Raw genomic sequence first — 26,893 nt, forward strand, 5'->3', positions numbered from 1 at the left:
CAACTTTTCGTCCAAACGCAGGGTTAACATTCAGGCACTTAGGACCGCAAATCAACCGAACATATTTGCAATTTTTTTCTTTTTCATGCGTCTAAAAAACAAGACGCCCAGGCCGAATAGAAAAACCAGGACACAAAGCCCAATGGTATTGAATCCCTTGATGATGCTTTTTGTCAGAGGATCGGTTTCTGAAATGGGGTTCAGGGTCTGTTGTTTGCTTCTTAAAAGGGCTGTGCCGTCATCGCCGTTGAGGTGGTCTATGGCGTTGAGCAGGAAGGTGGCATTGGTGGTGCGGCCCTGTTCGTCGAGCATATTGTCGTGGAGCATCTGGGCGCACCCGAGTACAAATATTTTTGCCGGCGCGGATGTTTCAATCACGCGGTTGCCTGCTTTGAGTCCTTCAATGTTTTTGGTCGACGCTTCAGATGGTTGGGGGCCTTCCTCGTTGTCTTCGTCTTGGGTGTCTGTCTCTCCGGCTTCCTTTTCGGGGACGGGTTTTCCTTTAAAATAAGATGTAAACTGCCCTTCCAGAAGATATGCCAGATCATAGGTGGACAGATCGTTCTCTGTGGCGGGCGGGCTTAAAAACATGGGATTCAGGTTAATGTTGTCTTCCATGAGCCATGCCTGGTCGGATGAGGATAAAAGACGCACGGCATTGACTTTAGCCTCGTCCTGGCCGCCTTTGACCTGTTTGACCGGGGAGATCTGCATGGCCACAAGGCCTTTGATGTTTTTCATGAACACAGGCTCATTGTTGATGGCATCGTCCTTGATCACCGGTGCAAAGTAGATGGTCTGCTCTCCGCCGCCCTGGGACTGGGGCAATTGCTGCTTATACGCATTTTTGTCCAGCACATAGGCTTTTTGGATTTCCACGCCATAGTGGGCTAACAGTTTTTCAAGGCCGGTGTCGATGGGGGCGAATGAGGGCATGCCCATCATGCCACCCTGGCTTTGTTGCTCTTCAAATGCATCGGCGAAAACAGCAATATTGGTGCCCTTCATCAGGGCCTGGTCAATCTGGAACAGTTCATAATCGGAAAAGTGTTGGGTGGGTTTGGCAATCACCAGGCAGTTGAGTCCTTCGGGAATGCCTTCATCTTTAAGGGGAATCTGTTTGATATTGTACCTTGAGCCCACAAGCTGGTCAAAAACGGTAAGGGCATTGCCGGCCTGGCCCTGCATCATGGACATGCGGTCCGGCCCAAGGGTGGGGCAGCCATGATCGGACAGATACCCGATGTCTTTGTTGATGCCGATCAGTTTCTCCATGACTGCTGTAATCTGTTCACCAAGCCCCTGGGTATCTGCCATTTGATAGGTGGTGCCGATGATGGGGATCTCTACTGCCGAGATCAGGGGCAACGTCTGGATTTTGCCTTTATATGCCACCACAAGGCCGGCTGTGCCTGCGCCTGCCTGGATATTTTTTTCAGGCACGTCAGGCCAGTGCATGGCCATGAGATCATATTTTTTTGCGACCTTTTCAAGTTCATCCGGATCTGAGATATCTTTGCGTTCAAACTGGAAAATACCCAGGTTCTTGCTGTTCAGTTTTTCCACAGCCGCAGCCACCTCATCACCAAGGTTCGGGAGCGCGTCCAACCCGATCAACGGCGCGATGGCATTAAGCCCGGAAGACATATACATGGTGATATTAATTTTGTCTGTTTGACGTAAAAGTGCGGACACCTTGTTGTTCAGCTTGCGGATGGCGCCGGTCAATTGATATTCAAGGCCGTCTGTGGCGGTGATGGCCGGGATCTTTTCTATGAGGTCCCCATGGAGGATAACCAGGCCCATGTAGGCATTTTTAAATTTCAGCTCATCGTTTTCCATCACTCTGATTTGGACCGGTGATATTCCATAATCCCGGGCCATTTCACGGTTCTGGTTCGCCTTGTCCCCCATGTCTGTTTCCTGGGATACATTATAAAAGTTGAAGTTGAAGTACCGTCCGGCCTGGGCTGCATATTCCGTGAGCAGATCCCTTAAGTACCGTTCCGTATTATTGTGGGGGGCGGGCAGGTTTTTTGAGAAAAACACTTTGATGTTCAAGGGTTCGGACAGGGTGGCTACGGCCTGTTTGCTGGCATCGGACAGGGAATAGATCCGGTTGGCTGTGAGATCAAATCTGAAAAACAGGCTTAATCCCGCTACATTCAAGAGAACGATAACCACCGCATACAGGATAAATTTCAGATAATATTCTTTAAGGAAAGGCTTACCCATGGTGACTCCTTAATTTTTTTCTTTCATGGCAATTTCGGTTGAGAAAATGAAAATAAAGATCACGGATGCAAAGTAAATCAGGTCCCTTGAATCAATGATGCCCTTGGAAATATTTGTAAAATGGGCATTGGCGCCAAGGTATTCCACAACCGGCACAAGACGTTCGGGAACAAAGAACAGCATCCGGTCAATAATGGTCAGGGTGAAACATATGGCACACCCGATAATAAATGCGATGATCTGGTTGCGGGTCAGCGCCGAGGCAAACAGCCCGACGCTGCAGTATGCGCCGCCCAGCAGAACCGCCCCAATATATCCGCCGGCCACAGGCCCTATGTCCACATTACCGATAAAGGAGATGAACAGGGGGTAGGAGAGGGTGGGGAGCAGCATGGCTGCGGCAAAGGCGCTTGCCGCAAAAAATTTGCCCAGGGCAATATGGGTAAAGGAGACCGGCATGGTCAAAAGGCTTTCATAGGAGCCCACGTTTTTCTCCTCGGCAAACATGCGCATGGTCACGGCCGGAATAAAAAAGGAAAAGGTTATGGGCAAAAGGGCGAAAAAGTCCCGTAGGTCGGCACGCCCGTAAATGAAAAAGGTGGAAAAGAAAAACCACCCCGTCACAATGAGAAACAGGGAAATTACAATATAGGCAATGGGTGAAATGAAATAGTCCTTAAATTCCTTTAAGGCGATGGTTCTGATCGGTGTCATTAAGCGCTCTCCCGTGTCAGTTCGTGGAAGATTTCTTCAAGGGCTAAAGATTGTCCTGCAAGCTCGGTGATAATCCAGTCGGTTTTTTTAATGGAGAGGTAAAGGTCCTGGCGGATGTCTTTATCTTCCTTGCAGCACAGTTCAAAGCTTATGCCGTCACTTGCCGGGGTGTCCGTCACAGTGATGTCAAGGCTTGCATCAAAGGCTTTAAGGTGGTCAAGGGCTGCGGTTATCTCCGCATTCTGCAACGTTAGCCGCACTACGCTGCGATGCCGGGCATTCTGTTTTAACTGCTCGGTGCCGGCGTCGGCCACTTTTTTCCCCTTGTTGATGATGGCGATTCGATCGCAGGTGGCTTCGGCCTCGGAAAGGATATGGGTGGAAAAAATAATGGTCTTTTCCTTGCCAATGCCTTTGATGATATCACGGATCTCTGCGATCTGGTTGGGGTCAAGGCCCGAGGTGGGTTCGTCAAGGATCAGGATATCCGGGTCGGACATCATGGCATGGGCCAATCCCACCCGCTGGCGAAGGCCTTTGGACAGATTGCCGATGGGCTTGTCCATGATACCGGATAACCCGCACAGCCTGCCTAATGCCCTGAACCGGGACAGTCTGCGATTCGGGTCATCCATCCCTTTAAGCCGTGCCACATAATCCAGGTAATCATATACCAGCATGCTGTGGTACAACGGCGCGGATTCGGGTAGATATCCGATCATGGATTTTATTTTCAGGGTGTCTTCCGGCATTTTAAGGTCATTGATCCTGATTGTGCCGGATGTGGGGGTAAAAAACCCTGTGAGCATCCTCAATGTGGTTGTCTTGCCTGCCCCGTTGGGGCCGAGGAGGCCAAGTATCCGGCCGGGTTCAATGGTGAGGCTGAGGTCGTCAACCGCACAGAAATCACCGTAATACTTGGTCAGGTTCTGAACATCAATCAACGTTTTCTCCTAAAAGTCTTCAAGTATTTTGCTTTTTTCAAGGAACGCATCAACGTCCTCTGCTGTTCGTTTCATGTGGTCTATCAGTTTTTCAAGATGCCGACAAAAAGGGTCGTCTTCGCCTAAAGTCAGTGTCGATTTTTGGTAAAGTGAAAGCAACTCGTTGAAACGGCTCTCCAAATTTCCGGCCAGTTTTTTTCGTTCTTCGTGCCTGATTTTTTCAGACTGGATAACCGATTCCAGTTTTTTGATGGAATACTCAACAAGCGCATCCCGGGGCATACTATAGGTTTCGGATATGGCCGTCAATGCCTCAATGGTTTTGCGGCTGAGCACAAAGGTTTTCTGTTTTCTGTCCAGCTGTTTGAACTTGCGTATCCGGATGGTCTGGGCCAGCTGATCCAATGCCGCATGGTCTTCAATGATGTGATCAAACAAGGATTTTTGCTTGATGCCCATGTGGCCGGCCACAAGGCCGATGGCATCAATGGCTTTCTGGGAAAGTTTGAATGTTGCCCTGACCGATTGTTTACCCCTTAAATCAAACATGGATAGTTCGGCAAAGGGGGTATTGTATTTCGCCATGTGTTCTCCTTTTCAGGACACGGTATTATTGCAGATTAATAGTCCAAAAAAGTAATGCGCATTTATTATGTTCACGTATGTTAGCTTAAACGGTCAACCGGATCAATGATTAATGCCTGGATAACCAAAATGTAATTTAATAGTATAGCTCACAGCTCACAGCTCGCAGCTCGTCCAAAGGACAATCATTTAATAGTATAGGAATTTCCATGCCCTATCAGCTATGGGCGAATAGCTTTCTATTCAGTAATGATAACGGGCTTGTACAAAATCTATTCTGTCATGAGCAACAACGTAAACAAGACGATGTTCCTGTGTTATTCGACGAGACCAAACACCAGATCCAAGGAATTTTAATGGTTGAGGTTTGCCGATACCCTGAAAAGGGTCGCGCATTATTGATTCTATCAATTGAAGAATACGAAGCGTTGTTTTTCGATCAGTTTCAACCCAATACTTAAGATCCCCTTTGAATTCAGGTTGGAATACCGAATCCCTTTGTATTTTTGCTTTGGATCGTTTTTTAGTGTTTTTACTCAAAACCGACTTCGTTTCGAAGGTCATCAATTGTTTGTGAAACACCAGAGCCTTTTTTAACCCGATTAAGTGCCGTTAAAAGTCGCTTTGCATTTTTAGGTGAACGAAGAAGATGCGCGGTTTCAAGCACAGCGGTAAGCTCATCGGTACTTATCATAGCAACATCTTCGCATCCACGACGCTGAATAATAACGATCTCCCTGTTTTTAGTGACCTCATCCATTAAAGAGGCCAAGCTGGCACGAGCTTGGGTGTAGGTCGTTTGTATTGTCATATTTTTTCCTTTTTTTATGTACATTAAAGGTGTACATGTTCCCACAGGGATTGTCAATACATCTATCATTGCCGGGCCCTCCCATCCCAAGTGAAGTGAAGTGGTTCCTAAGGCGTCTCTCAATGCTTCGTGGATAAGAGGATACTCATTTTTTATCGATTATTATTTTTCGCGCTGCGAAGAAAAATCTTGCCGGGTAGGGGGCAACAGCCTGTCAAAGGAGTCTGCCGGTATTGCGCTCCACACGTATGGCCCGGTCATCATATAAACGTTCCATGTAATAGTCCTTCACATTGGTGATTTCAAGATCCGGCAGGCCGTTCTGGGTCATCCAGGCCCGGATTTTTGGAATCTGGGCAGGGTCACAGGCCCGGGCCGTAAAAATTTTAACCCGGATACCGTTGTCCACCATGCTGCGGACCATATCGACTATGGCCGGTATGGGGGCACCGATGCGGTCAAGGGTTGATGTCTCGTTCCAGACCGCCAGGGTGCCGTCCAGATCTACGCCGTACCAGGGGCCGGGGGGGGGGGGATCTGATCCGGCGTCCGTATTTTCGGCCGGATTTTGAACGATGTCTGTTAAAATTTTTTTTATGGCGGACAGCATGACGCCTTCTCCATTGTTGAAAAACTCACTTTTCCGGGATACCGTTTTTACTGACTGGATGGAAACAGGGTGTTGGTTTTGCCGGTGATATAATAGGCTGCAAGTCCTGTCCATTCAGTTGCTGCCATGACAAGCCTTCCAAGGTTTCCGGAAAAATTAAGGCCTGGCTTTATTTTCCTGTCAGGCCGGGTAAAATGATCCACGGGATAAGGGATTACGGGCCAGTCAAGACGGTTAAACACCCCGACAGACCGGGGAATGTGTGCGGCTGTGGTCACAAGCACCCAGATTTGTCCAGTTTCAGGATGAACCAGGGTCTTTGCAAACAATCCGTTTTCATAAGTATTTCGAGATTGGTTTTCAAATACTATGCTTGAGGTATCCAGGCCCATATCCATAAAAACCTGCCGGGCCGTATTTGCATCGCTCCATTCCTGGTGCGTGGGGGTTCCGGATCCGCCGGTAAAAATATGCACCGCATCCGGATATGCTCTGACAAGACGGGCAAACCCGATATACCGGTCAGCGGCATCATTTAATTCGGGTTGATGCCACATCTTGGTCAGAAGATTTTTTTCCGCCCCGCCAAGCATGATAATACCGTCCACTTTTTCCGGCAGGATCGGGTTTGTGGGAAATCTGTGCTCAAGAGGAGCTAAAAGAATGGTTCCTAAAGGAAAAACAGTAATAACAATCATCGCCAGAACCACACACGCAAGCACCCATTTTGCCTTTTTCACTGCCCCTGAAAACCAGAATATCATTCCCATTACGGCAAAAGCAACCAAAAGAAAATCCGGGCGGATGATCATCCATATCAGCTTGGACAGCCAGAAAAATAATGAGTCTGTCATACACAAACACTCCAGAGAAATTAAAATAAATATTCAAATTTTAGGTTCTGTTGACATTTTAATGTAGACATATCAAAGCGGCAGCAAAGCGAATAAAATGCAGATAATTTTTTGCCCATTTTTTAAACTGTGCGAAAATCCGACGACATTGTTTCAGCTTGCCAATAAAGCGCTCGATAAGATAGCGTTCTTTAAGGACTGCTTAAACAAACATTCGGCAGGACTTTTCCATTCCAATATATATCGTTTTTCGGGTTTTAAGAAATACCAAAATTTTGTGCTAAACAGCATTCGAAAAATTTGCGTTTCTCACATGTCATTCCTCCAGATAGCTGATATTGAGGCGGAAAAATTATGGACGGTCGTCAGATGTCAACAGAACCTAGGACCGCAGATTAAATAAGTTGGGCAGAAATAACGCCGAACCTTGGTTCATCTACAAGGCGTATTAAAGGTTGAACAGCAGTCCTACTGGGTCTTTGATGCAACGAAGTAGATGAGCCCAAAGGCAAGCTGTTTCGTTTAAGTTATTTAATCTGTTGTCCTTACAGGTGTTATTCTTTGTTTGGTCCAAAAATCAAATATTCGGCCAATATTCGTCTTCCAGTCCGGCAAGCATAAGGTCATACATTCCTGCATCGGTCTGCTTCAGATCGACCAGCAGTTCATGGATATTTGCAAAATAGGGGATCCGTTCACCATGATATTGTACAGGCACCCCTATTTGTTGGAATAGAAATCCATATTTTTTTAAGGCATAAAATATTTTTTTTTCGGTGATCATGTACCAGTGGGTCAACCCCTGTCGCAAACTTTCATGGAGCATGACCTGGTAAAGCCCCAGGACAATGATCGGGTTTTTTCGGCCCTCCATTTCTTTTGGGATGGTCCCATCGTCGGGCAGTACGCCGCCTTCTTTTTTCTTTAAATAAGACTCTACGCCATACATTCCGTCCTCTTTACGACGTCTGAGGTCTTTGGTTACCGTAAGTCTGGAAATTTCGCCGGTTTTATTCGGCTCCGGTTTTTCCCCTGTAAAATTTAATTTTGTGGCATGTTCAATGGGAAATCCTTTGTCTGAATTAAGCACCAGCCGTATGGTACCGACCACGGAATCTGTTTCGTTCAGGCAGGCAAAATGGATGGATTCTTTTTCATACTCATCTTTTTCCAGTCCGTCCGGATGGTCATGTTTATTTTCAAACCCGAACTCATCCACATAGACTTCATACCTCATTCTAAAGGTATCTTTTAAGATATCATCATCTATGACCTGACCAAACTTGAATCTGTCGTAGGTAAGAGTTTTGCTGATCATCTTTAAATTCACCTGTATTAATTTTTTTGTATGATAATTTTACCGAAAATCACTGTATCATCTTGTAATTTTTAGGATTGTTTGTCAAGTGCTTTCCCCGGAGGACATCCGGATTTCTTTTTAATAATGTCTGCCGGTTTTGTAAAAGAAATATAGCTGTTTATGTATTGAGTATTGAGAAAAAACCATTTTGTTTGCATTTTTTATAAAAAAACTTGTCTTGAGAATAGCGAATAAGTAGACTGAATATTACGCAAACACTTTTGAGTTATGCCAGGGATAAAATTCATCATGGTGTGACGTTATAACTGCTTGAGTTTGCAGCCTGAAATAATTTGTTTATGAAATTATTATGACTCTCACAAAGTCGCAAAGACACCAAGAGGAGATGAGTTCTTTGTGCCGTGGTGGCCTTGTGAGAGAATAAAGACAAGAGGTATAAGGTGTTTCCCATGGATTTTATTACCCGATATAAATGGGTTTTAAGGACAAGGGCATCTTTCCCCATGTGAACTTAGAGCTTCTATCTCGAATAAATTAAATCAAGGGCATTTCTAAATTTGAGGAAAATACTATGAAATTAGATGCCATGTTCGAAAAGCTTCAAACCCTTGGCATTGGAAACCGGCGGGAGTATATGAACCAGGCCTTCTCAAGAAATATCGGCCTTCTGACAGAAGATGAACAGAAGAAATTAGAAAAGGTCCGTATTGCCATACCGGGTATGGGAGGGGTGGGAGGAGCACATTTGATAACCCTCGTCAGATCCGGGATCGGAAATTTCAATATTGCCGATTTTGATTCTTTTGAGCCGGTTAATATTAACCGCCAATATGGGGCTGCTGTGCAGGATTTCGGCAGGCCGAAACTGGAGGTTATGAAAGAAAGAGCCTTATCCATAAATCCATACCTTCAAATAAATACCTTTGATAAGGGTATAAATGAAGACAACATGGATGAATTTCTTGACGGGGTAGATGTCGTCATTGATGGGCTTGATTTTTTTGTTTTTGAGATACGAAGAAAGTTGTTTAAACGAGCGGCACAAAAAGGCATTTATGTAATTACAGCCGCTCCTTTAGGGTTCAGTTCGGCTGTATTGGTCTTTTCTCCGGACGGTATGGGTTTTGACGAATATTTTAACATTACCAAAGGCATGACAGCCGATGACAAGTACTTGTCATTTGCCATGGGGCTGGCTCCGAAGCCCACCCACATTAAATACATGAATCTTTCAAGGGTGGATTTTAGTTCCAAGGCCGGCCCGTCCATGAATATTGCCTGTCAGTTATGTTCGGGAATGGCGGCGGCAGAAGCGTTGAAAATTATCCTGAAGCGGGGGCGTATCAAATCTGTACCATATTATTGGCAGTTTGATCCTTATCAGAATAAATTGAAAACTGGAAAATTGTACTTTGGCAATAAAAATCCGGTGCAGCAATTGAAAAAAGTTTTTGTTAAAGTGTTTTTGATGAAAAAAAGGATAAGATAAATGGGCAGAAAATATGTCGATCTGCTGTTGAAATTTCCAAAATGGTTTTCTTTTTTACTTGTAGCGGTAACCTGTATATCAGCTTGGTTATTATCTCTCCTCCCGGTTGAAACTTCCGTGGAATCATTAATCATGGAAAATGATCCTGATCTTGTTTTTTACGAGACCTATAAAAAAGAATTTGGAGAGGACGAATTTATCATTGTTGCATTTTCATCAGACAATATTTTTACTCCGGAAATGCTCAAAGAAATTCACGGCCTGACCCTGAAACTTGAAGCTGTTAAAGAGGTTAAGGAAATTATCAGCATAACTAATGTTGAGAGCATCTTGGGCACGGAATATGATTTTATAGTCCAGCCCTTGTGCCAGGACATGCCTGAAACCATGGCCGATGCCCAAAAGATTAAACGCTTGGCCTTCAATCTGAAATCGGTTAAAAACAATATCGTTTCAGATGACGGGAAATCCTCTTTGTTCCTTGTCCGGACCCTGCCCCACGAGGGCGATGAGACTTATGATGCCCGGCTGCTCAAAAAGATAGAACAGATTTTTAGCGACAATAAAGGACAAGAATCTCTTCTGCAAAGGGATAAAATTCATGTTGCCGGCTGGCTGGTCACCGATGTTAATATGAGTTCCCATATCAACCGGGATAACCAGGTATTTATGCCGCTTCTATATATAATTCTTGGTTCGTTCCTGTTTTTTGCCCTGAAAAGCGTTATATCCGTTGCCATCGGCATGGTTAATATTACCCTCTGCCTGGTCTGGACCATGGCGGCTCTGTTCTTATCCGGCGGCGCCATCAGTCCCATGACAGCTATTTTAACCCCCCTGATGCTGGCCTTGGCTGTGTCCGATAGCGTCCACGTTCTGCCCCATTTTTTTAAACAAAAACGGACCCGGGAGAATACGCTGAATCTCCTCAAACAGACCATAAATGATCTGTGGCGGCCTTGCTTTCTAACCAGTCTGACCACAGCCATTGGTTTTTTGTCCCTGCTGGTAAGTGATATACCACCCATCAGGCATTTTGGATTGGCTGCTGCTTTAGGCATGATGGCTGAGTTCGCTTTGACCATGACCCTGATCCCCCTATCCATTTATTTTTTTCGCCATACGGAATTTATCGTCAAGGATTTCAAAATTCGGGAAAACATTTTATCAAAAGTTTCAACGAAACTTTCTTTATTTATCATACAAAAAAAGCACTGGATTCTATTGGTCTCTGTTTTATTGGTTGCAGGATCTGTTATAGGCGTCTCTAAGGTGGAAGTTGAAACAAATCTAATCGAATATTTTAAAAAAAGCAGCACGGTTTACCGGGATTTTAATTTTATCGATACCCGGCTGAACGGTGTCAATACAATAGAAATTTCCATTAAACATAAAAATGGTGAAAGCCTTATAACGCCTGAAACCCTTAGGATAATAGACCGTGTTGAAACCTATTTGGCGAGTTTGCCCATTGTGGGAACCACCACATCAGTCAACACCTTTATCAAGCAGATGAATAAATCCTTTCATGCTGAAGATCCTCAATTTTATACCATTCCTGAATCCGGAGAAATGATTGCCCAATATATGCTGATTTACGGAGGCGATGAGATTTATAATTTTTTAAACGACTCCTATTCATGGACCCGGATTTCAGCCAGGATTTCCGAGCACAGTTCCAAAAAACTTGAAGCGTATATCAGCGGGATCCAGAATTTCATCGAAAATAAGATAGACGATCAGGATCTTGAGATCAGAATGACAGGGAAGACATTTCTGGTTAACAAACTGGTAAAAAATATTGTTGACAGCCAGGTAAACAGCCTGCTGCTGGCCTTTATCATTATTTTCGGCATTCTTTTTATTGTGTTTAAATCATTTAAGCTTGGGCTTCTTTCTTTGATCCCCAATTTATTGCCGATTCTGTTCAATTTGGGGCTTATGGGGCTTATGGGGATTCCATTGAACACGGCGACTGCCATCATATCTGCCGTCGCCATCGGCATTGCCGTAGATGACACCATACATTTTTTGTCTGTATATCAGTCTGCCCGGAATCAGGACATGAACATGGGTGAAGCAGCCATGAATGCAGTGAGGCTCAAAGGCGAACCCATTATGCTGACTTCATTTATACTCTGTTGCGGTTTTGGGGTGATGGTATTCTCAAGTTTTGTTCCCACTATTCAGTTTGGTTTTTTAAGTGCTGTGATTATGATATCAGCTATGGTGTGTGATCTTATTATTCTGCCGGCCCTGATGCTTTTATACACAAAAAAAAAGCTGGTACAGAGACCTTCAGAGTAGTACTTTTGTCTTCCAGTAATATCAGCGAATCCAAAAAAAGGGAGAGGGTATTGGAGCGATCTAAGCATAGTCTGAAGAACCCTTTCTTGAAGATTCTCCATGGTTACAGGATACCGTGCGCGGGTGTGGGTAGCGCCGGAACCACTTACAGCACCAATAGATGGAAAGAATTTGCTTTTGTTATCAGGGTCCTCACGGCCATAAAACAACTTGCCGGATCGGAACGGGAACAACTCTTAGACGACGGATGGGTGCTGGCAAAATGACTGGAGCAGATTCCGGAGTGTGATTCCCCGCAGTTTCGCCACATGATGAGCTTCCTCCTCTTTCCTGACGAGTTTAAAAGGATTATTCGGCGAGACGGACCGGCGCAGAATTATTTCTTCGTTTACCGGTAAATCAGCAGTGCAGATTAATAATCTGTCTGCTTTGGAGATTGATAGAGCACTGTCCGCCATCAGAAAGCAGCAGGAAGAAATATACGGCATGACGGATATTGATTTCCTGTCCGGTTCTACCAGCGGCCAGTTTCATGGAGTCGGGTATTGTCTTTCGGTCCGCATCATGTGCTACAAGCAGATGAATGTGGTTTGACGTGATTGTATAATTGAGTATTACCAGGCCGTACCGCTTCCTGACTTCAAAAAGCCACAGCAGTCACCGTCGTCGGTCTCTAGCGAACTTGAGTAGATATTCCCGTTTATGACATCGGTGCGTAATGTCCCACATTTGACCCGGAATGTAATGTCGTTTTTAAAGAAGTGGCAATCGTGAGGTGGATATTGATTATGATCACTGGCCCTCAGGGGTATGATTTTTACTAAGATGTCCGCTGCATTTTTCAAACCAAGTCTTATTATGGTAAAAAAATTCTATTTTTATAGAAAATTTTATACAAAAGCATAACCTTTTTGACCTATTCAGCTAAAAATAGTTTTGAGATTAAAACACTCTCTCAATTTATAAAGTTAACCTATATCGAATCAGGAAATAGAAATAATCTTAGAACGCTCTTTCCTAACTTGCAATCCACCTTATGTAGAACCGCCAGCAATTAAGTATCATGTCTCTTTAATTATGCTAATTAAAAAATACTTAATCCTTGGCACCTTAATTGCAGTCCAAATATGTCAGATATCAGGAAGTTACTTGGTACAATTAGAGATTAAAGAAGGAGGTGATAGAATTTTTAGTGAGTATTGATTAAAAAAACAATTAACCCAAAATTAAATTTTTGTCAAAAACAACTTAGATGATTGAGGTGAATAAATGAAGAAGAATTTTTTGTCGGTTTTATTGGTGGTTATATTTAGTTGCTTTTTAGCAAATACAGCTTTCGCACTTAATAGTTATCTAGATATAGGGACGGACTGGATTGGCGATACGGATGGTGATAGCTTAACGTACGATTTTAATGAACTGCAGTATCTTGCGAATACAACATCTACACAATACGATACAAATGAAGATGGCACTTTAACAGTAGGAGATAAGTTTAACGATGAGGGTAACGCTTATATAACGACCTTACTTCCCGTTGAAGCTCCATTAGATACTGAGGGGTTGAACTTCACATATCAATTCACTTTTACCTGGGAGGATTTTGTAGGTGAAGTTGTGGAGATCAATGAAGGAATCACAACCGATAGCATTACTACTAAGTACACGGAAGGAACGATTAACTTTTACTTAGATGATGGCTATACGACAGCAACGCATGGAAGTGGACTTGGCACAAGCGATGATGCAAATTTCGGTGACGGTGAATTGGTTGCTACAGTTGAAATCAGTAGTGGCGTAGGGCATTCTAACTTTGAAGCAGGTACTCTTACATTCACGGGTGGTGACTATAGTTTGCATGGTGAGTTTACATTTCTGAAAAATGATTTTTGGTATGAAGCTATAACCGGTGACGATCTCAAAGAAAAATATGTGGATATTGGATGGTTGCTTGGATACACTGCAGGAGATACCGATAACGAAGCATTCGATCAAAATCCAGGGACAACAGACGACGTGCTTTATACGATTGATGCCAGGCATGATGCCAGTTTCAGTATTTCAGCTGTTCCAGAACCAACGACTATAATGTTGTTGGGTTTTGGTCTGCTGGGTATAGCAGGTGTTGCTCGAAAAAACAGATAGTGGATTTCAATTGAATAAACAATTTAGTTGATTTTTAAAACAGGTAGGTGTTGATTGTTCAACATCTACCTGTTGTTATTTTAATTGGGTGTGGCTCTTTTGTATTTTTAAGTTACCGGCACTTTGGGTTGTTCTTCTTTGTCTCATTTTTCCGCTGAGTTTATTTAATAACCCGCAGCTTTGGCTTTCTTTGCGTTGGCCTTGAGTTTGTAGTGGCAGGAAAGACACCATCCGCATAATGATCCTGATGATTTCGCTTGAATTCATACTCCTCATGGAACAGCCAGTATTTATCAAAATCCTTGCTCGCCCGTAAGGCTCGCAGGCGCAATACGGCTTCAGTGCCTTGAAGACCCTATTTGGCACCAGTGATCCCCATACGATCTTTTACAAGATGCCGGCAAGCGCCCTCGATTACCCGTGTCCCTTCGGCAAGCATGCGTATAGCTTTTTTAGCAGACAAAATTTGTCAAAGGATGGGGATAAAATTTCACCGCTCCTTTCCTATTTGTCAATTTATTGAAGCGGTTTTATAGTTCCAGGGCAGCCAGAGGGAAGGGTTATGTCTCAGTTTAGCAGCATTCTTTAACAGTGTAAGCGCTCTATGAACCCCATCTTTTTCTAAGGCAAAATCCATGAGATATTAGGTCCATCTTTCAACGAATTGAGGAGGCCGATTAAAAGATGGCAGAATTTTATTTACCGGAGAAAGGTGTCCCATGCACACCGAGTAAAATGTCTTCTTCTCTTCACCTTACAGTCGATTCCCGACTAAGCCTTGAGATTCAGGATCGGTTTTCTCCTGAAACCTTGCGACCTGTGCGGACGCAAGTGGGTTGAAATATCATGCAGCTAATTTAAAATCGACTTCCTTGTCTTGGAACCATTTTTTGAATTTATCGTTAATTTTCAAGGACGTTATTATTGCCAAGTTGAGTGAGCCCTTTTTAACCCAACTCATTCCATTCTTTTTTTGACGATTTGAAACGATAAGATCGTTTATTTTTTTTCCTACATTGCTTGAGTTTCTGAGCTTTAGCCTTTTGCGCAAATCATAATTTGGGATGTTGGACTTATTGCGATTCAAATAATCCACCAGTTTCCGAATATACTCGTAATTCTTGATTTCAGAAGACGGTATGTTTTCAAGATATGATATGGCCTCATTTGTAAGGCCATGCCACAACAACGGCATAATCTTTCCAAGGGTTGTATTACGGAGAACCCTCCCTTTCATCGTCAGACTCAGTTGTTCCTTGAATTTCTTGTGCAGGTGAAACCAATCAAGAATAATTTGCATATTCTCGTACCATGCAAAATGCTTCAAAATACCGGCATTTAATGCTTTGTGGCCGTCAGTAAATATCTGCAAGCGTTTACCGAATAAAGAATTATATGAGAGAAAAGCATTCAGCAGCCATAAGCAGGTTTTGGTACAATCACCGGTTAATACATATTTTTTATCCCCGAATTCAATATGGGTTACGGTGTCATGCACGTATTTTCGGCTATGTTCAGTAACTTTTGGACTTTCACGATTATTTTTTTGTCTTTTGGGTGTTACATCGTCAATGCTTATATTTACCGTTTGGCTTGATTCTTCATAGATTACTGGATTGCTCAGAGGGTCCGTGGAATTATAATTGAATGATGATTCCAAAAGGGCTTCCTGGATTTTTTCCATGGGTATCGATATCGGTTCGCCACCTCGGAGAATCGTCGGATTAATACAAACACCATCGAGATTAAAATTGCCCTGGTTTAAATCATCCGCTTTTTGCTTTAAATGATCTATCAATTCAGTCCCTTCTTTCTGGGTCTGGTCATACAGAGTGCGAGATGGGGTGCCATTTTTTTGCTGGTAACGAATATGATTGATCAACTTCGATGTTTTCCGAAAGGATTCTTCCGTATCTCCCATAATCATGGCCACTTCCTTAAACCCCGTGGTCAAATAAAATTGCTTCGGTTTTAACGGAGTGAATACCGACTGGCTACTGTCAAACAAAGCGCCCTTGCTGTTAACGGCGTAATGGGTTTTGAATTTAAACCGCCCGACCGCGCCATCCACACGGTATGGACGTTTGTTTGCCCCAAATGGCTCAATTGTTCTATTGGCTATAGTTTTTTTTTGATACACTTTCCATGTGAAGCGCTAATGCCTTTCTTATTGCGGGAAAAGCGGTTTTGAGAACGGCTGTTTCACAGCCGTCTATACTTTCACCTGCATGTTCGTTGATTGTAAACTGATAGCTCCCATCTTCCAACTCAATGGGGTTATCATCAGTTTCCACATCACACTCGACAAGATTCACCGTCACATTAATTTTGTATTTGCTCATTGGTAGCCTCCATCTTAAGGGTTTAAGATAGCTATCTACCAATACATCGCATATGTTATTAACGATGTCCAGTGATTTATATTGTGCTCACCGTCAAGGGTCCGCACAGGTCGAAATTATTACAATCATAGGTCCGCGCAAGACTGGAAAAACAGGGTATCTTTTTCAACGTATACCAAGTTTAGAAGAGGTTGGTATAAAAAAAGAACAAATTCTAATTAAAAAACTCGCACAAAGACACCAAAACACAAAGATTTTTATTCGACTTTGTATCCGGGGACACCATGAATTTCGAGAATTCCAAAACTAATTTCTCCATCAAAATTCCGGCCTGAGTGTATATCAGGAAGCCCTGATTGTTTGCTGTTTGATTTGCCTGGCCTGTAGCAGGTTACCAGTTTTATAAAAAAGCTGTTTTTATATAGGCCGAGTCAGTTTAGAAACCTCCTCGGCAAATGCAACAATAAAGGCTGTCCTTGAAAGGTTCATGGACTTTCCGAGTCCCTAAAATAAATATATTATATTGAAAAAAAGATAATCATAAGCTTTATAACGTCCAAACCAAGTATTCTCGCTTCCTAAGAAAAATCCGGCCCCAACTTTACACTCAAGGTTTGTAACATAAGTGTATTTTAAATATGGGGAGATGTAATGGGAATTATTATTGAGAGACACATTGTAAATTATCGCTCCTTGAAGCCAGTCCGATACCAGGTCCAGCTTTATTTCTCCCAACAATGAAAAAGAGTCCTGGTCAAAATAAAGGATGTCGTCTGAATAGTTTCCGATATGTGAATACAGCGCCTGGAAATTAAAATAAACGTTTCCGGCGGTGGTATGGTCTACACCCATAACGGCTGTAACTGTGGGATGGCTGGACGAAGTAAGGGACGAGGTTAAGAAGGACTGATTTTCCATCCATAAAGCTTCTCCCCTGATGCCGTATTTCTCCCAGGTAGTTTCAAATTCAAATCCTGCGGCTTTTGTCTTGCGGTACTCCACCTCAACATCCTCATCTGTAAGTACTGCCGCGCCAAGGGTGGAGGAAATGGCACTTCCTGAAAAAGAGCCATTTACACTGATGTTTTTGATTGGGAAATTTTTGTAATAGGGATTATCTTCCGTCATCCAGTGAAATGTAAAACCCAGGTCTATATTTTTTATGGTTGTGTGAAGCCGGACAGCGAACTCTGCCTCGTCGTCAGGATCAGTCTCATGGACAGACAAATCGTTGATGTACGACTTAAGTGCCGGATCAGATACAGCGCCCTGAAGTTCATTTTTTACATGGCCGAAAACAGACCAGTTGGTACCGAAATAATCCCATTTTGATTCCTCAAAAAAGGGAATCAACACCCCTTCAAGTGTAAAATATTCTGAAAACCATTTGGCATTTGCCATCCATACTGGAATTTTGCGTTCTTCGTAATCCGGGATGATAAATTCACGGAAATCCTGGGGATTCAGGGTATCAACCGGGCTGACCTGGTCGGTCTTACCCCATCTGACGATTTGCTTGCCCAGGGAAAGTCCGTACTTTTTGCCTGTATATTCCCATTTTGCTTCATAAAGATCTATATCGTAATCATCTGTTTCATTTTCCTCGGCAAAATAGAGATAATCAGAGAACGCAGAAACCGTAACACTGTTTTTATATTTTCCTTCAAGCAATACCCGGTTCCTGACACTCTGGTTATTTTCAACAGCATCATCCTCTTTTATTTGAAATGTTCCTCTGGCACGAATTTCACCTGATATTGAAACCTCGGATTTTTTTTCCTGTGGCCCTGTATCTTCAAAAATATCATCAGGCAGAGTATCTTCTAATAATGGAACAATTCCTTCCGAATTTTGTGATTCAGAATAGGCCGGATAAGTAAAAAAAAGACAACAAACTGAAAATAAAAGAATAATATATAAATTACAAACAGTTTTATTTACCATCGCCCTCTTTGAACTTGGATGTATTATCAAGAAAAGCAATTATGATACCGGATCAATAATTTTTAAGGTTTTTGCGTGAGATATCGTCTGTTTTGATATTGGTATTATACGTAATTTTATCTTGCTTGATATAGGTTTTGTGATTTTTTATATGGTCTTCCATGCTATTTATAGTTTCCGTCCAGATACCCTGAACTTGTTCCAGATTTAAGACATTATACGTTTTGATATGCTTATTTTTTTTATCATAAAATTTTACATGGACCGGTACAAGTGCATTCTTTGAGATCATGCTGATAGTTAAGCCATATTGGGATTCAACCCCTTGTTTTGGGCGGGATTCAAGAATATGGCATTCTATATTGCCGACTTTGGTTGAACCGGTGATTTTATATATATAATCAGAAACAGGGTGCCGTTCCATATCTTCATACGTAAAATCGCTGTTAACAAACCGCTGATTTTTCTGGGAACTGACGATTCGCCGGGTTCGCTTTAAAGCAGGAAGGTATAAAAACTGCTCGGTTTCCCAGCCCGGTTTTTCAATATTTAAGAATCCTGTGCCTTCAATGTCGGCTGGAGCGGTAAATCGCGTGATCTGTTTTTCCAACCCGTTTTCTTCAATCCGCTTGGTTGTAAAATGACGGATTCTTTTTTTACCGCTTTTACTGACCAATACCATTTGTGCCGTTGAAACAGAATTTTTTCCCCGGTCCCGGTCAAAAACCTTCTGGGCCAGTTGCCTTCCGGTTATCTCTTCTGCGCCGGAGATAGAAAAAACACATATGGCAGATAAAATCAGTATCCCCTGAATAATATTGACAGAAACTTTTGTCATCCTTTATTTATCTCCTTCAGCAGGGTTCTGGCATGCTCTGCACCTGAAAAATTATCCTTCAGTTCAAGGGCGTTGGCCAGTTCTTTGCCGGCAAGGGCCTTTTCACCTTTGCCATAGTAGGCCAGGCCCAGGTGATATCTGACAACCGGGTTGTCCGGGATTTTTTCCAGGCAGTCCAGAAACTGGACAACAGCATTTCCGTAAAGCCCTTTTTTATAATAGGCAAATCCCAACGTATCCATTATGCTGGGATCTTCCGGATAAAGGGTTTTGGCTTTCCGGGCCAGGGCCAGGGCTTCATCCAATTTATCCGTCCGGGCGGCGAGATGGTAGGACAAGTTGTTGGCAGCTGCTGCATAATTGGGGTTTATATCAAGAGCTTTCCGGTAGTGCTCTTCTGCAGTATCAAAGTTTTTTTCCACTTCATACAGTACGGCCAGCAGCATATGGGCAGAAGCACTTTTTTTGTTTTTGGAAATTATTGTTTTATATTGTTTTTTTGCAAGTTCAATATTTTTTCGGGCCAGGTAGATCTTTGCCAATTCATTATAGGGCGCTAAATAATCCGGGGAAATATCAATCGCTTTTTTAAATTCGGATTCGGCATTGTCCATATTTTTTTCAACCAGATATATTTTAGCCCTGGTATTATGAATAACCGCAAGGAGCTTATCATTGTCTTTAAACGTTTCCATCTGCTGGGTGCAAAGGTTATGTGCTTTTTCAAAAGAGTTTTGTACCAACGCATTTCTGACCCTCAGATTAAACACATCAAGCAGCTTGTTGTTCAGTGAATAGGCCTTTTCAAGCAAAGGCTCGGCTTGGTCAAATTGTCTCATACCTGATTTCAGGTAAGCTATGCGGTAATATCCGGTTGGGTTATCCGGATTAAGTTTAATCATATATCTGTAATCATTTTCAGCATCCTGGAATTTTTTTAAGGCCATGTATGCATTTGCCCGGATCAGAAGGGCCCGGTAAAGGTTTGGGTTGAGCCTGAGAGCCCCCGTGGTCTGTTCCACGGTAAGTTCATAAGAATGCTGCCGGAAGTATATTTCCGACAACAGCATTTTGGCTTGTATATAATCCGGTTTCAGTTCAACGGCCTTATATACAGATGCGGCGGCTTGATTTGGGTCTCCAAGACCTATGTAGCATAACCCTTTGAAATATTGGACTCTGTGGGAATTAGGTTCATCTTTCTCAAGCGCGGAAAGAAGTTGCAATGCAGGCTGATACTCTTTTTGGGAAATCAGAATTTCGCTTTTCAATCTCCTGGCTGAGGCAAGCCCAGGGCGTTTATTCATGATTTCTTTAAGTTCTTTTTCTGCCTCATCTTTTTTTTCATCCCTGTAAAGGAACCGGGCCAGAACCATGCGCGTATTCATATCGTCAGGATCAATGGCGCAAGCCTTACGGTAAAGTTCAAGGGCTTGTTCCTTTTTCCCGGTAAGGTTGTAGAATCCGGCAAGGATAACCAGTGGACGATTTTTATCCGGCTGGATTTCAACCGCTTTTTTGTAAGCGGCTTCAGCTTTTTCCATGTTCCTTGTTTTTAAATAAAAATTGCCTAGCAGTATTTGGTGTCCGGCATTTTCCGGATGTTCGGCGGCAGAAAGATTAAGCTGCTCTTCTGCTTTGTCCAGCTGTTTTCGGGCAATATAAAACTGTGCAAGGACAATTCGGGTTTGGGTGGTATCCTCTGCAGAAGCCACTGCCTTCTGCAGAAGGGCTTCAGCTTCGTCAAACTTTTGTTCTTTTGCTTTTATGCCTGCTATCGCATGAAGGCTTCCCACATGATCATCTTTTATTTCAAGAATTTTTTCAAAGATGGCCCGGGCCTCATCAACCTGGTTTCTTCGGGCCAAAACCCTTCCTTTGAGAAACAATGCACCTATGTTTGAGGGATCTTTTTCCAGAATTTTATCTATACGCATTTGGGTTTCTGCAAGTTTTTTATCCAGGAAATAAAATTTAGCCAGGGTCCCCAATGCTTCAATATTGTCAGGGTCTTTTTTTTCCACTGACGAAAAAACGGAAAATGCTTCTTTCACCTGGCCGAGCTTCATAAAGGTGTTACCCAGTTTCATCAGGGTCTGGATGTCCGTACCATCTATTTGAAGGGCATTTTTAAATTCTATTTCCGCCTTTTTATATTGCTTGGCTTCAAAATAATCACTCCCTTTCTGGATATGAGCAGCTTTTTTGTCCTCTTTGCTTGAACATCCACAAAGGGGAATCAGCATGATGAGTGAAATCAGGATAATTTTGGAACAGGTTTTCATGAAACAGCCTCCGGCATTATTGGAAAAGTTGAATATGGCTTTTTAAATTGTATTGTGATAACGCTTGAGTTTAATTACCTTTAATATTATGGGATACAGTTACTTGTCAATTGAAAGTTTTTTTTTAAAAATAAGGCGTTTTTTTGTTTTTCCGCTTCTTGTATCTGTTTTTGTCCTGTGTCTGATACCTGTCAAAGGATATGGTTGGTTTCATCATCCAGAAGTGTTGGGTTTAGAACAAAATAGTAACGGATTGCCGGTATTTAAAGACAATCGCAATACACCCAATATGACTAAAGCCTATAGTATTTTGCAGAATCGGGAAAAAGAAGAAAAAATGTCCACACTTTATCCCGGTTCGACGGGAATAGGGGTTACAGCCGGGACTGTCAACATTGACATCCCTTTTGATATTTTGTCAAAAACCGCTATTTTTCCTGAAACCTCCCTTGACCGGCAAATAGCTGCCGATTTAAGGCTTAAAAATATTATCGATGAATACCTTTCCCTGAAAAAAAGAAACGCGGAGGTGCTCAAAGGCTTGAGTATTCCCTACCTTGAAAAAAACGAGCCCCCCAAAAAAAGGTTGGACCCTGTACCTGAAAAAATCAAGGCCGAAAAGGAGGCAAAGAAAAACATGGAAGACGTAATTGTTTTTTCAGGGGGGAGGCGGGCCGTCCCGATAGAGCAGCCGGAAGTTGTATCCCAGTTAACCGGAATCCTTAAAAAAGACAACCAAGAAAGAATACCTGCAAGGGAGACTTCCAGGTTACGTCTACGCCCGGAATATCCAGAAAAAAAAGCAGAAACGATGGGAAGAAGTTCTTATCAAACCGATTATGGCCGCAACACTGATCTTCCCTGGTTTTTCTCTTTTACGCTGAAACTGATTAGGTTTGCCGTTGATCATAAACTTGAAATTTTTTTATGGGCCGCCGTTCTAATAATGTCCGGGCTGATCGGTACCATCGTGGTAAAAAAATGAAGAAAAAAATAATTGGCTTTGGCGGGGTATTTTTCATTTCCGTTATTATTGCCGGAATGGCTCTGGCGGGCATTGTTTTTTATTCGTTTTTAGACCACTTAGATGGAAAGGTAGGTTGTTTTGAACAGAACGGGGACGATGCATATACGGACAGTGCTTATTCCCAAGCTTTGCAATGCTGGTTAAATATTCCTGAAGAAGATAGGACCGCTGTTCTTTGCGGCAAAATAGGCAATGCCTATCTAAAACTTTCCAATCTGGATCAGGCAATCTTGTTTTTTGAAATGGCGTTGAAGAAAAATCCTCTGAATATGGAGATCCAAAAACAAATCATAAGGATTTTGTTGCTTAAGGGGAATATGGCCAAGGCGGAAAAAATGCTATCTAAACTTAAAAGCAGAGCTGCAAGTGAGCCGGACGTACTGTTGCTTTCAGGGGATCTATTTTTACTTAAAGGGGATATTGAAAGGGCCAAGATGGATTATACCTTGGCCATGGATTTTTCGCCTGGGAAGATTCGTCCAAAAATAAAGCTGGCCATTTGCCTTGTACAACAGCAAAAAAAGATTCAAGCGGAAAAAATAATAACTAATGTAGTGTTTAATCAGTTGGAAAAAACTTCTGATATTCTGCTTGTTGCCGATTATCATATCCTTGCAAATGATACTTCAAAGGCTGAAGAGTTTATCCAAAAAGCCGCTCTAACCGATCCCGGGAACCTGGATATCAAAATCCGACTCTACCGATTTTACAGGTCGAACGGAATGTTGGTCAAGGCAACTCAGTATTTAAAGATACTGGTCGCCCAATACCCGGATAACGCCGGGTTCAAACTGATGTCAGCCGACATCTGCCTGTCCAATTTGGACGTGGACGGGGCTCAAAAATGGCTGGACAAGGCAAATGAACTGAAAGGAGACGATACCGGGTATCAGTTGCTCATGGGAAAATTCTGGATGTTTCAGGGGGGATATTCTCATGCGGTGTCTTATCTTAAAACTGCTCTGGAAAGAAATTACGGACTTGTGTCAGCCCATTATCTATTGGGGATTGCGTATCTCGCCGGCGGCCAGAGTAAATTTGCCGAAACCTCTTTGGTCCGGGCATTGATGATAGACCCGAATCATGTGGATGCCCTTTTGGCCATGGCTGGGCTCCATTACAAAAATAAAGACTATGCATTGGCACTTCAATATATTGATTGGGTGTTATCCCTGGACTCATCTGAATCAACCGCCTGGCAGGTAAGAGGACTCTGTCTGATGGAAAAAGGTGAATATAAAACGGCTTCCCAGGCTTTTTCCCGAGCCTGGCATCTGGGCGGCGGTGCCTCCGCTCTGTTTTTTCTGGCTTGCAGTTTTGAAGGGCAAAAACTTTACCAGGCAGCACTGGACACATATGAATCCGTTTTTGAAAAAAAACCGGATATGGTTGAAGCCTTGTACTACTATGCGTGGCTTATGGCAGATACGGGAAAGGGCGGGCAGGCTCTTGAAAGAATAGATCTGTGGCTTAAGAAAGGGAACGCTTTTCCAGGCGTGTATTATGCCGGGGCAAAAATCAGTCTGGCACTTAAAAATTATTCCAAATGCAAAACATACATAAACAAGGCTATGGCGGATAAGCCGGTCTCAGGAAAATTTTATCTTCTGCAGGCAGACCTGCTCCGGGCAAAACAAGAATATACCGCTATGGAAGACACTCTCTTGGAATGTACACGGGAACAACCCTTGTTTCTGGAAGGATGGCGGTTCTTGGCAGCATATTATATGGAAAAGCACGAAATCGGATCCGCAAAAGAAGTACTTGAAAAGGCCCTTAAACATTTTCCGGACGAGCCGGAAATCATGGGTAACCTGGCATGGCTTCTCCTCGAAGAAGGAACTGATTCGGACCGGGCTCTGGAATATGCCAGGAATGCCTATGAACAGATACCAAATCAAGCCTGGCTCATGGATACCCTAGGGTGGGCTTATTACCATAAAAACGCTTTTAGCCAGGCTGAATGGATGCTGTCACAGGCTGAAGAAAAAGCTCCTGACAATGGGAGTATTCAATATCACCTGGGTATGACTTTTTATAAACAGGGAAAGCTTCTAAAAGCAAAAGAGAAATTTGAATCCGCCTTTGTGAATAACGATATAAACGAATCTGAAAAAGAAAAAATAAATACCATCCTTTTGGGATTAAACGGTCATAAAAAAGAAAAAAATAACTCTGATATCATTATTTTGGATACTGATGAATATCCCGCCTTGGAATTCCCCGAAGATCCGGACCAGAAAGAGGATACCCTGAAACCCGACTGGGGTAATATGAGGCGGTCTTAGAGTCGCTGATTATATACAGGAAGTAATTCGTAAAGTCTCGTTAGTCGCAACGATATTCATAAAAAAGGTTGTGATAATTGCATGATTATTAGTGAATTACAGAAGAAGCGCTTGAATTTGTAAAGACACTTCCCGGCGACCTTCAAGTACGCTTTATTCCAAGCTCTGTGTCTCGGCCCTGTTTTTCAGTGATCATTTTTTTAATATCCGGCAGCCGTTCAGAGCATTCCTTTATACCGCAGCGCATCAGGGCAATGCCCTGGTGGAAATCATCCCAGGCATAGGCGCCCACATCCGGGTAAAGTACAAGGTCTGCATTTTTTACAAAATCACTGGTGGCCCTGCCGTGGACAATGCTGATGGTCTGGGAAATAATCTGTTTAATGCTGGGACTTTTCTTTGGTATTTTAGTCTCAGAGGGCTTTGATTCAATGCACACGGCAATAACCATATCTGCACCCTTTCGAAGCAGGACATCCACAGGCACGGGGTTCAGAAGTCCGCCATCCACCATCCATCTGCCCTGGTGTTTAAAGGGAGAAAATACGGCAGGAATTGCAATACTGGATCGGACCGCATCCGTCACATCACCGGTTTCAAAAATCACTTCCTCTTCGTTCAAAATATCTACGCCCACCAGGTATGTCGGGATCATTAAATCCATGAAATCGGCATTGTTTATCGCTTCTCGTACAAGTTGGGCCGCCTTTTTACCCTTGAGCAGGCCTTGTCTGGGCAGGGTGTAATCAAAAATTTTTTTGCGGGTATCAGTCCGGGTTAAAAATTGGTCAATGGTGGACTGCTTTAATTTTTCAACAGAGGCTGTGGCCGCATAAATTCCACCCACAAGCGCTCCCATGCTGGTTCCTGAAATCATATCAATGTGGATGCCGGCTTCCTCCAATACTTTGAGTACTCCGATATGGGCCCACCCCCTTGCACCGCCGGCACCCAGCGCCAGTCCCAGTCGGATACCGGCAATTTCCCGGGCAACAGCCCTCGGCCCCCGGACGGGAAAACATTTCTCCGTATCAATCCGGTCGTTGATCGCCAACTCCGAGCGATCTACCCAAATGCCGGGCGTCTCGGATAGCCCCAGGCGCTGCTTTAGTTCCTGCCGGGCCACCCCTTTTTCCCCATATAAATGGCTTACCCCCACCCGAATTCTTCCTAAAAATGCACTGGTCCCGTAAATTACTTCAAGCTCTGAAAGCCGGGACCGAACGTGTCCGAGTTTTCCCTCCGTATTATGAATAAGTAAAAGTGTCCGGTCACACAACCGGATAAACAGCCGTTCCATATCATTAAGGCGATGGGTCAGATTGAAAAATACCACATCATAGGATTCTTTCAGGCTGGCCATCAGAATCGGCATGATATCAGACAGCCTGTCAGAGAAACCTGTTCGCAACTGCAAAACATGAAATCCTGACAAATGTTGATACCAATCAATATCTTCAAATTTATAACTATCCGGGGGGAGGAGTCTTAACAGTCCCTGGTCTGGGCATTCGGTCCGGGCCAGGTCATATCGCTCCATGATTCTGTCGGCTTCAAGGTGAGGCTCAATCACCACCACCCGTTTATGTGATTCATCAGAAATGTGAAAGGAAACGGAATATAAAAAATGGGATACGCCCAACTCCGGCCCCGTGGCAGACACCGCATAAAATGTCGGTACCATGGCCTGGGGGCTGCCGCCTTTTGCCTCAATGCTCATGCGTTTGGCGTAAAAACGGCTTAGATACAATCCAATGCTTCTATTGGTTTTGATCAGGACGTCAAAATTTTCACGGGTCAGGCAAAACACAGTCACATCCAGCGAGGCCTCAGCCGTTGAGTTCCTATGCGCCCCGGAAAGCAGGGACATTTCACCAAAAAAATTCCCCCGTTTTAATTCGCTTACAAAAAAAATTTGTCCATCCGTTTTTTTGAAAACCGATACCGTACCCGAATGAATCACATACATGGAATTCCCAGGCTCACCCTGGCGGCAGATAACATCGCCTTTATGATAAAATTCCTTTGTAAATAATCCGGCAATCTCTCGAATGTGATCCGCCGAGACGGATGAAAATAATGGCACCCGCGAAAGAAAGTCATGAAGGTCTTGTAACTTAGTCATCATAGAATTAAATTTTTAAAATTGTTCCT

General features: G+C 43.3%; 22 protein-coding genes and 1 pseudogene. 7 read left to right on the plus strand and 16 right to left on the minus strand.

Annotated features, from left to right (window positions below):
* Window positions 1–51 precede the first annotated feature (51 nt).
* From EYB58_RS12595 to EYB58_RS12640, 9 genes are all read right to left on the minus strand, one after another.
* Complete coding sequence (locus EYB58_RS12595) at window positions 52–2,235, minus strand: Gldg family protein (protein ID WP_111956750.1); 2,184 nt, start codon at window positions 2,233–2,235, stop codon at window positions 52–54.
* Window positions 2,236–2,244: 9 nt separating this feature from the next.
* The gene (locus tag EYB58_RS12600; RefSeq protein ID WP_111956752.1) at window positions 2,245–2,949 is read right to left on the minus strand and encodes an ABC transporter permease; all 705 of its coding nucleotides are present in this window, start codon (window positions 2,947–2,949) and stop codon (window positions 2,245–2,247) included.
* Window positions 2,949–3,893, minus strand: a complete 945-nt coding sequence (locus tag EYB58_RS12605; RefSeq protein ID WP_111956754.1) for an ABC transporter ATP-binding protein — start codon at window positions 3,891–3,893, stop codon at window positions 2,949–2,951. Before EYB58_RS12605 ends, EYB58_RS12600 begins: the two co-directional genes overlap by 1 nt.
* Before the next feature lie 9 nt (window positions 3,894–3,902).
* Window positions 3,903–4,478, minus strand: a complete 576-nt coding sequence (locus EYB58_RS12610; protein WP_111956756.1) for a hypothetical protein — start codon at window positions 4,476–4,478, stop codon at window positions 3,903–3,905.
* Window positions 4,479–4,721: 243 nt separating this feature from the next.
* On the minus strand, window positions 4,722–5,042 hold the full coding sequence (locus EYB58_RS12615) for a Txe/YoeB family addiction module toxin (RefSeq protein WP_111956758.1): 321 nt from the start codon (window positions 5,040–5,042) through the stop codon (window positions 4,722–4,724).
* Entirely contained in the window at window positions 5,011–5,358 is a 348-nt protein-coding gene (locus EYB58_RS12620; protein ID WP_242637345.1) for a type II toxin-antitoxin system Phd/YefM family antitoxin, read from the minus strand. The genes EYB58_RS12615 and EYB58_RS12620 overlap by 32 nt, the downstream gene beginning before the upstream one ends.
* Window positions 5,359–5,503: 145 nt before the next feature.
* Entirely contained in the window at window positions 5,504–5,899 is a 396-nt protein-coding gene (locus EYB58_RS12625; protein WP_111956762.1) for a hypothetical protein, read from the minus strand.
* Between the two features lie 47 nt (window positions 5,900–5,946).
* Window positions 5,947–6,753 (minus strand): YdcF family protein, encoded by an 807-nt coding sequence (locus EYB58_RS12630; RefSeq protein WP_111956764.1) that lies wholly within the window; start codon window positions 6,751–6,753, stop codon window positions 5,947–5,949.
* A 577-nt stretch (window positions 6,754–7,330) separates the two neighbouring features.
* Window positions 7,331–8,071 carry a PEP-CTERM/exosortase system-associated acyltransferase gene (locus EYB58_RS12640; RefSeq protein ID WP_111956766.1) on the minus strand — a complete coding sequence of 247 codons (741 nt, stop codon included), beginning with the start codon at window positions 8,069–8,071 and terminating at the stop codon, window positions 7,331–7,333.
* 574 nt (window positions 8,072–8,645) lie between these two features.
* Here EYB58_RS12640 and EYB58_RS12645 point away from each other — a divergent pair.
* The 5 genes from EYB58_RS12645 to EYB58_RS12665 all read left to right on the plus strand — a co-directional run bounded on the left by EYB58_RS12645 (window position 8,646) and on the right by EYB58_RS12665 (window position 14,015).
* Window positions 8,646–9,563 (plus strand): ThiF family adenylyltransferase, encoded by a 918-nt coding sequence (locus EYB58_RS12645; RefSeq protein ID WP_111956768.1) that lies wholly within the window; start codon window positions 8,646–8,648, stop codon window positions 9,561–9,563.
* Window positions 9,564–9,695: 132 nt separating this feature from the next.
* Window positions 9,696–11,870 carry an efflux RND transporter permease subunit gene (locus EYB58_RS12650; RefSeq protein ID WP_163354566.1) on the plus strand — a complete coding sequence of 725 codons (2,175 nt, stop codon included), beginning with the start codon at window positions 9,696–9,698 and terminating at the stop codon, window positions 11,868–11,870.
* Window positions 11,871–11,920: 50 nt separating this feature from the next.
* A complete protein-coding gene (locus tag EYB58_RS12655) occupies window positions 11,921–12,136 on the plus strand; it encodes a hypothetical protein (protein WP_111956772.1) in 216 nt (71 codons plus the stop codon).
* 139 nt (window positions 12,137–12,275) lie between these two features.
* On the plus strand, window positions 12,276–12,464 hold the full coding sequence (locus EYB58_RS23215; RefSeq protein ID WP_163354564.1) for a hypothetical protein: 189 nt from the start codon (window positions 12,276–12,278) through the stop codon (window positions 12,462–12,464).
* 675 nt (window positions 12,465–13,139) lie between these two features.
* Complete coding sequence (locus tag EYB58_RS12665; protein WP_111956776.1) at window positions 13,140–14,015, plus strand: PEP-CTERM sorting domain-containing protein; 876 nt, start codon at window positions 13,140–13,142, stop codon at window positions 14,013–14,015.
* Window positions 14,016–14,175: 160 nt separating this feature from the next.
* Here EYB58_RS12665 and EYB58_RS23965 read toward each other — a convergent pair.
* The 6 genes and pseudogenes from EYB58_RS23965 to EYB58_RS12690 all read right to left on the minus strand — a co-directional run.
* Window positions 14,176–14,439: pseudogene (locus EYB58_RS23965) on the minus strand (hypothetical protein); the annotation flags it as partial.
* 420 nt (window positions 14,440–14,859) lie between these two features.
* Window positions 14,860–16,155: a hypothetical protein gene (locus EYB58_RS23970; RefSeq protein WP_211922914.1), complete on the minus strand. Its 1,296-nt coding sequence runs from the start codon at window positions 16,153–16,155 to the stop codon at window positions 14,860–14,862.
* Window positions 16,127–16,357 (minus strand): hypothetical protein, encoded by a 231-nt coding sequence (locus tag EYB58_RS12675; protein ID WP_111956780.1) that lies wholly within the window; start codon window positions 16,355–16,357, stop codon window positions 16,127–16,129. Before EYB58_RS12675 ends, EYB58_RS23970 begins: the two co-directional genes overlap by 29 nt.
* 504 nt (window positions 16,358–16,861) lie before the next feature.
* A complete protein-coding gene (locus EYB58_RS12680) occupies window positions 16,862–18,028 on the minus strand; it encodes a DUF1302 family protein (RefSeq protein ID WP_146617237.1) in 1,167 nt (388 codons plus the stop codon).
* 325 nt (window positions 18,029–18,353) lie between these two features.
* Window positions 18,354–19,139, minus strand: coding sequence for an outer membrane lipoprotein-sorting protein (locus tag EYB58_RS12685; protein WP_111956786.1), 786 nt, complete (start codon window positions 19,137–19,139; stop codon window positions 18,354–18,356).
* Complete coding sequence (locus EYB58_RS12690) at window positions 19,136–21,424, minus strand: tetratricopeptide repeat protein (protein WP_111956788.1); 2,289 nt, start codon at window positions 21,422–21,424, stop codon at window positions 19,136–19,138. Before EYB58_RS12690 ends, EYB58_RS12685 begins: the two co-directional genes overlap by 4 nt.
* Before the next feature lie 337 nt (window positions 21,425–21,761).
* Between EYB58_RS12690 and EYB58_RS12695 the strand changes: the two genes are divergently transcribed.
* On the plus strand, window positions 21,762–22,409 hold the full coding sequence (locus tag EYB58_RS12695) for a hypothetical protein (protein WP_131072059.1): 648 nt from the start codon (window positions 21,762–21,764) through the stop codon (window positions 22,407–22,409).
* Window positions 22,406–24,739 carry a tetratricopeptide repeat protein gene (locus EYB58_RS12700; protein WP_163354562.1) on the plus strand — a complete coding sequence of 778 codons (2,334 nt, stop codon included), beginning with the start codon at window positions 22,406–22,408 and terminating at the stop codon, window positions 24,737–24,739. The genes EYB58_RS12695 and EYB58_RS12700 overlap by 4 nt, the downstream gene beginning before the upstream one ends.
* A gap of 142 nt (window positions 24,740–24,881) precedes the next feature.
* On the opposite strand, the gene EYB58_RS12705 is transcribed toward EYB58_RS12700, so the two are convergent.
* Window positions 24,882–26,867: a patatin-like phospholipase family protein gene (locus EYB58_RS12705; RefSeq protein WP_111956794.1), complete on the minus strand. Its 1,986-nt coding sequence runs from the start codon at window positions 26,865–26,867 to the stop codon at window positions 24,882–24,884.
* Window positions 26,868–26,893: the final 26 nt, after the last annotated feature.

The sequence above is a fragment of the Desulfobacter hydrogenophilus genome (assembly GCF_004319545.1).
Taxonomy (GTDB): Bacteria; Desulfobacterota; Desulfobacteria; order Desulfobacterales; family Desulfobacteraceae; genus Desulfobacter; species Desulfobacter hydrogenophilus.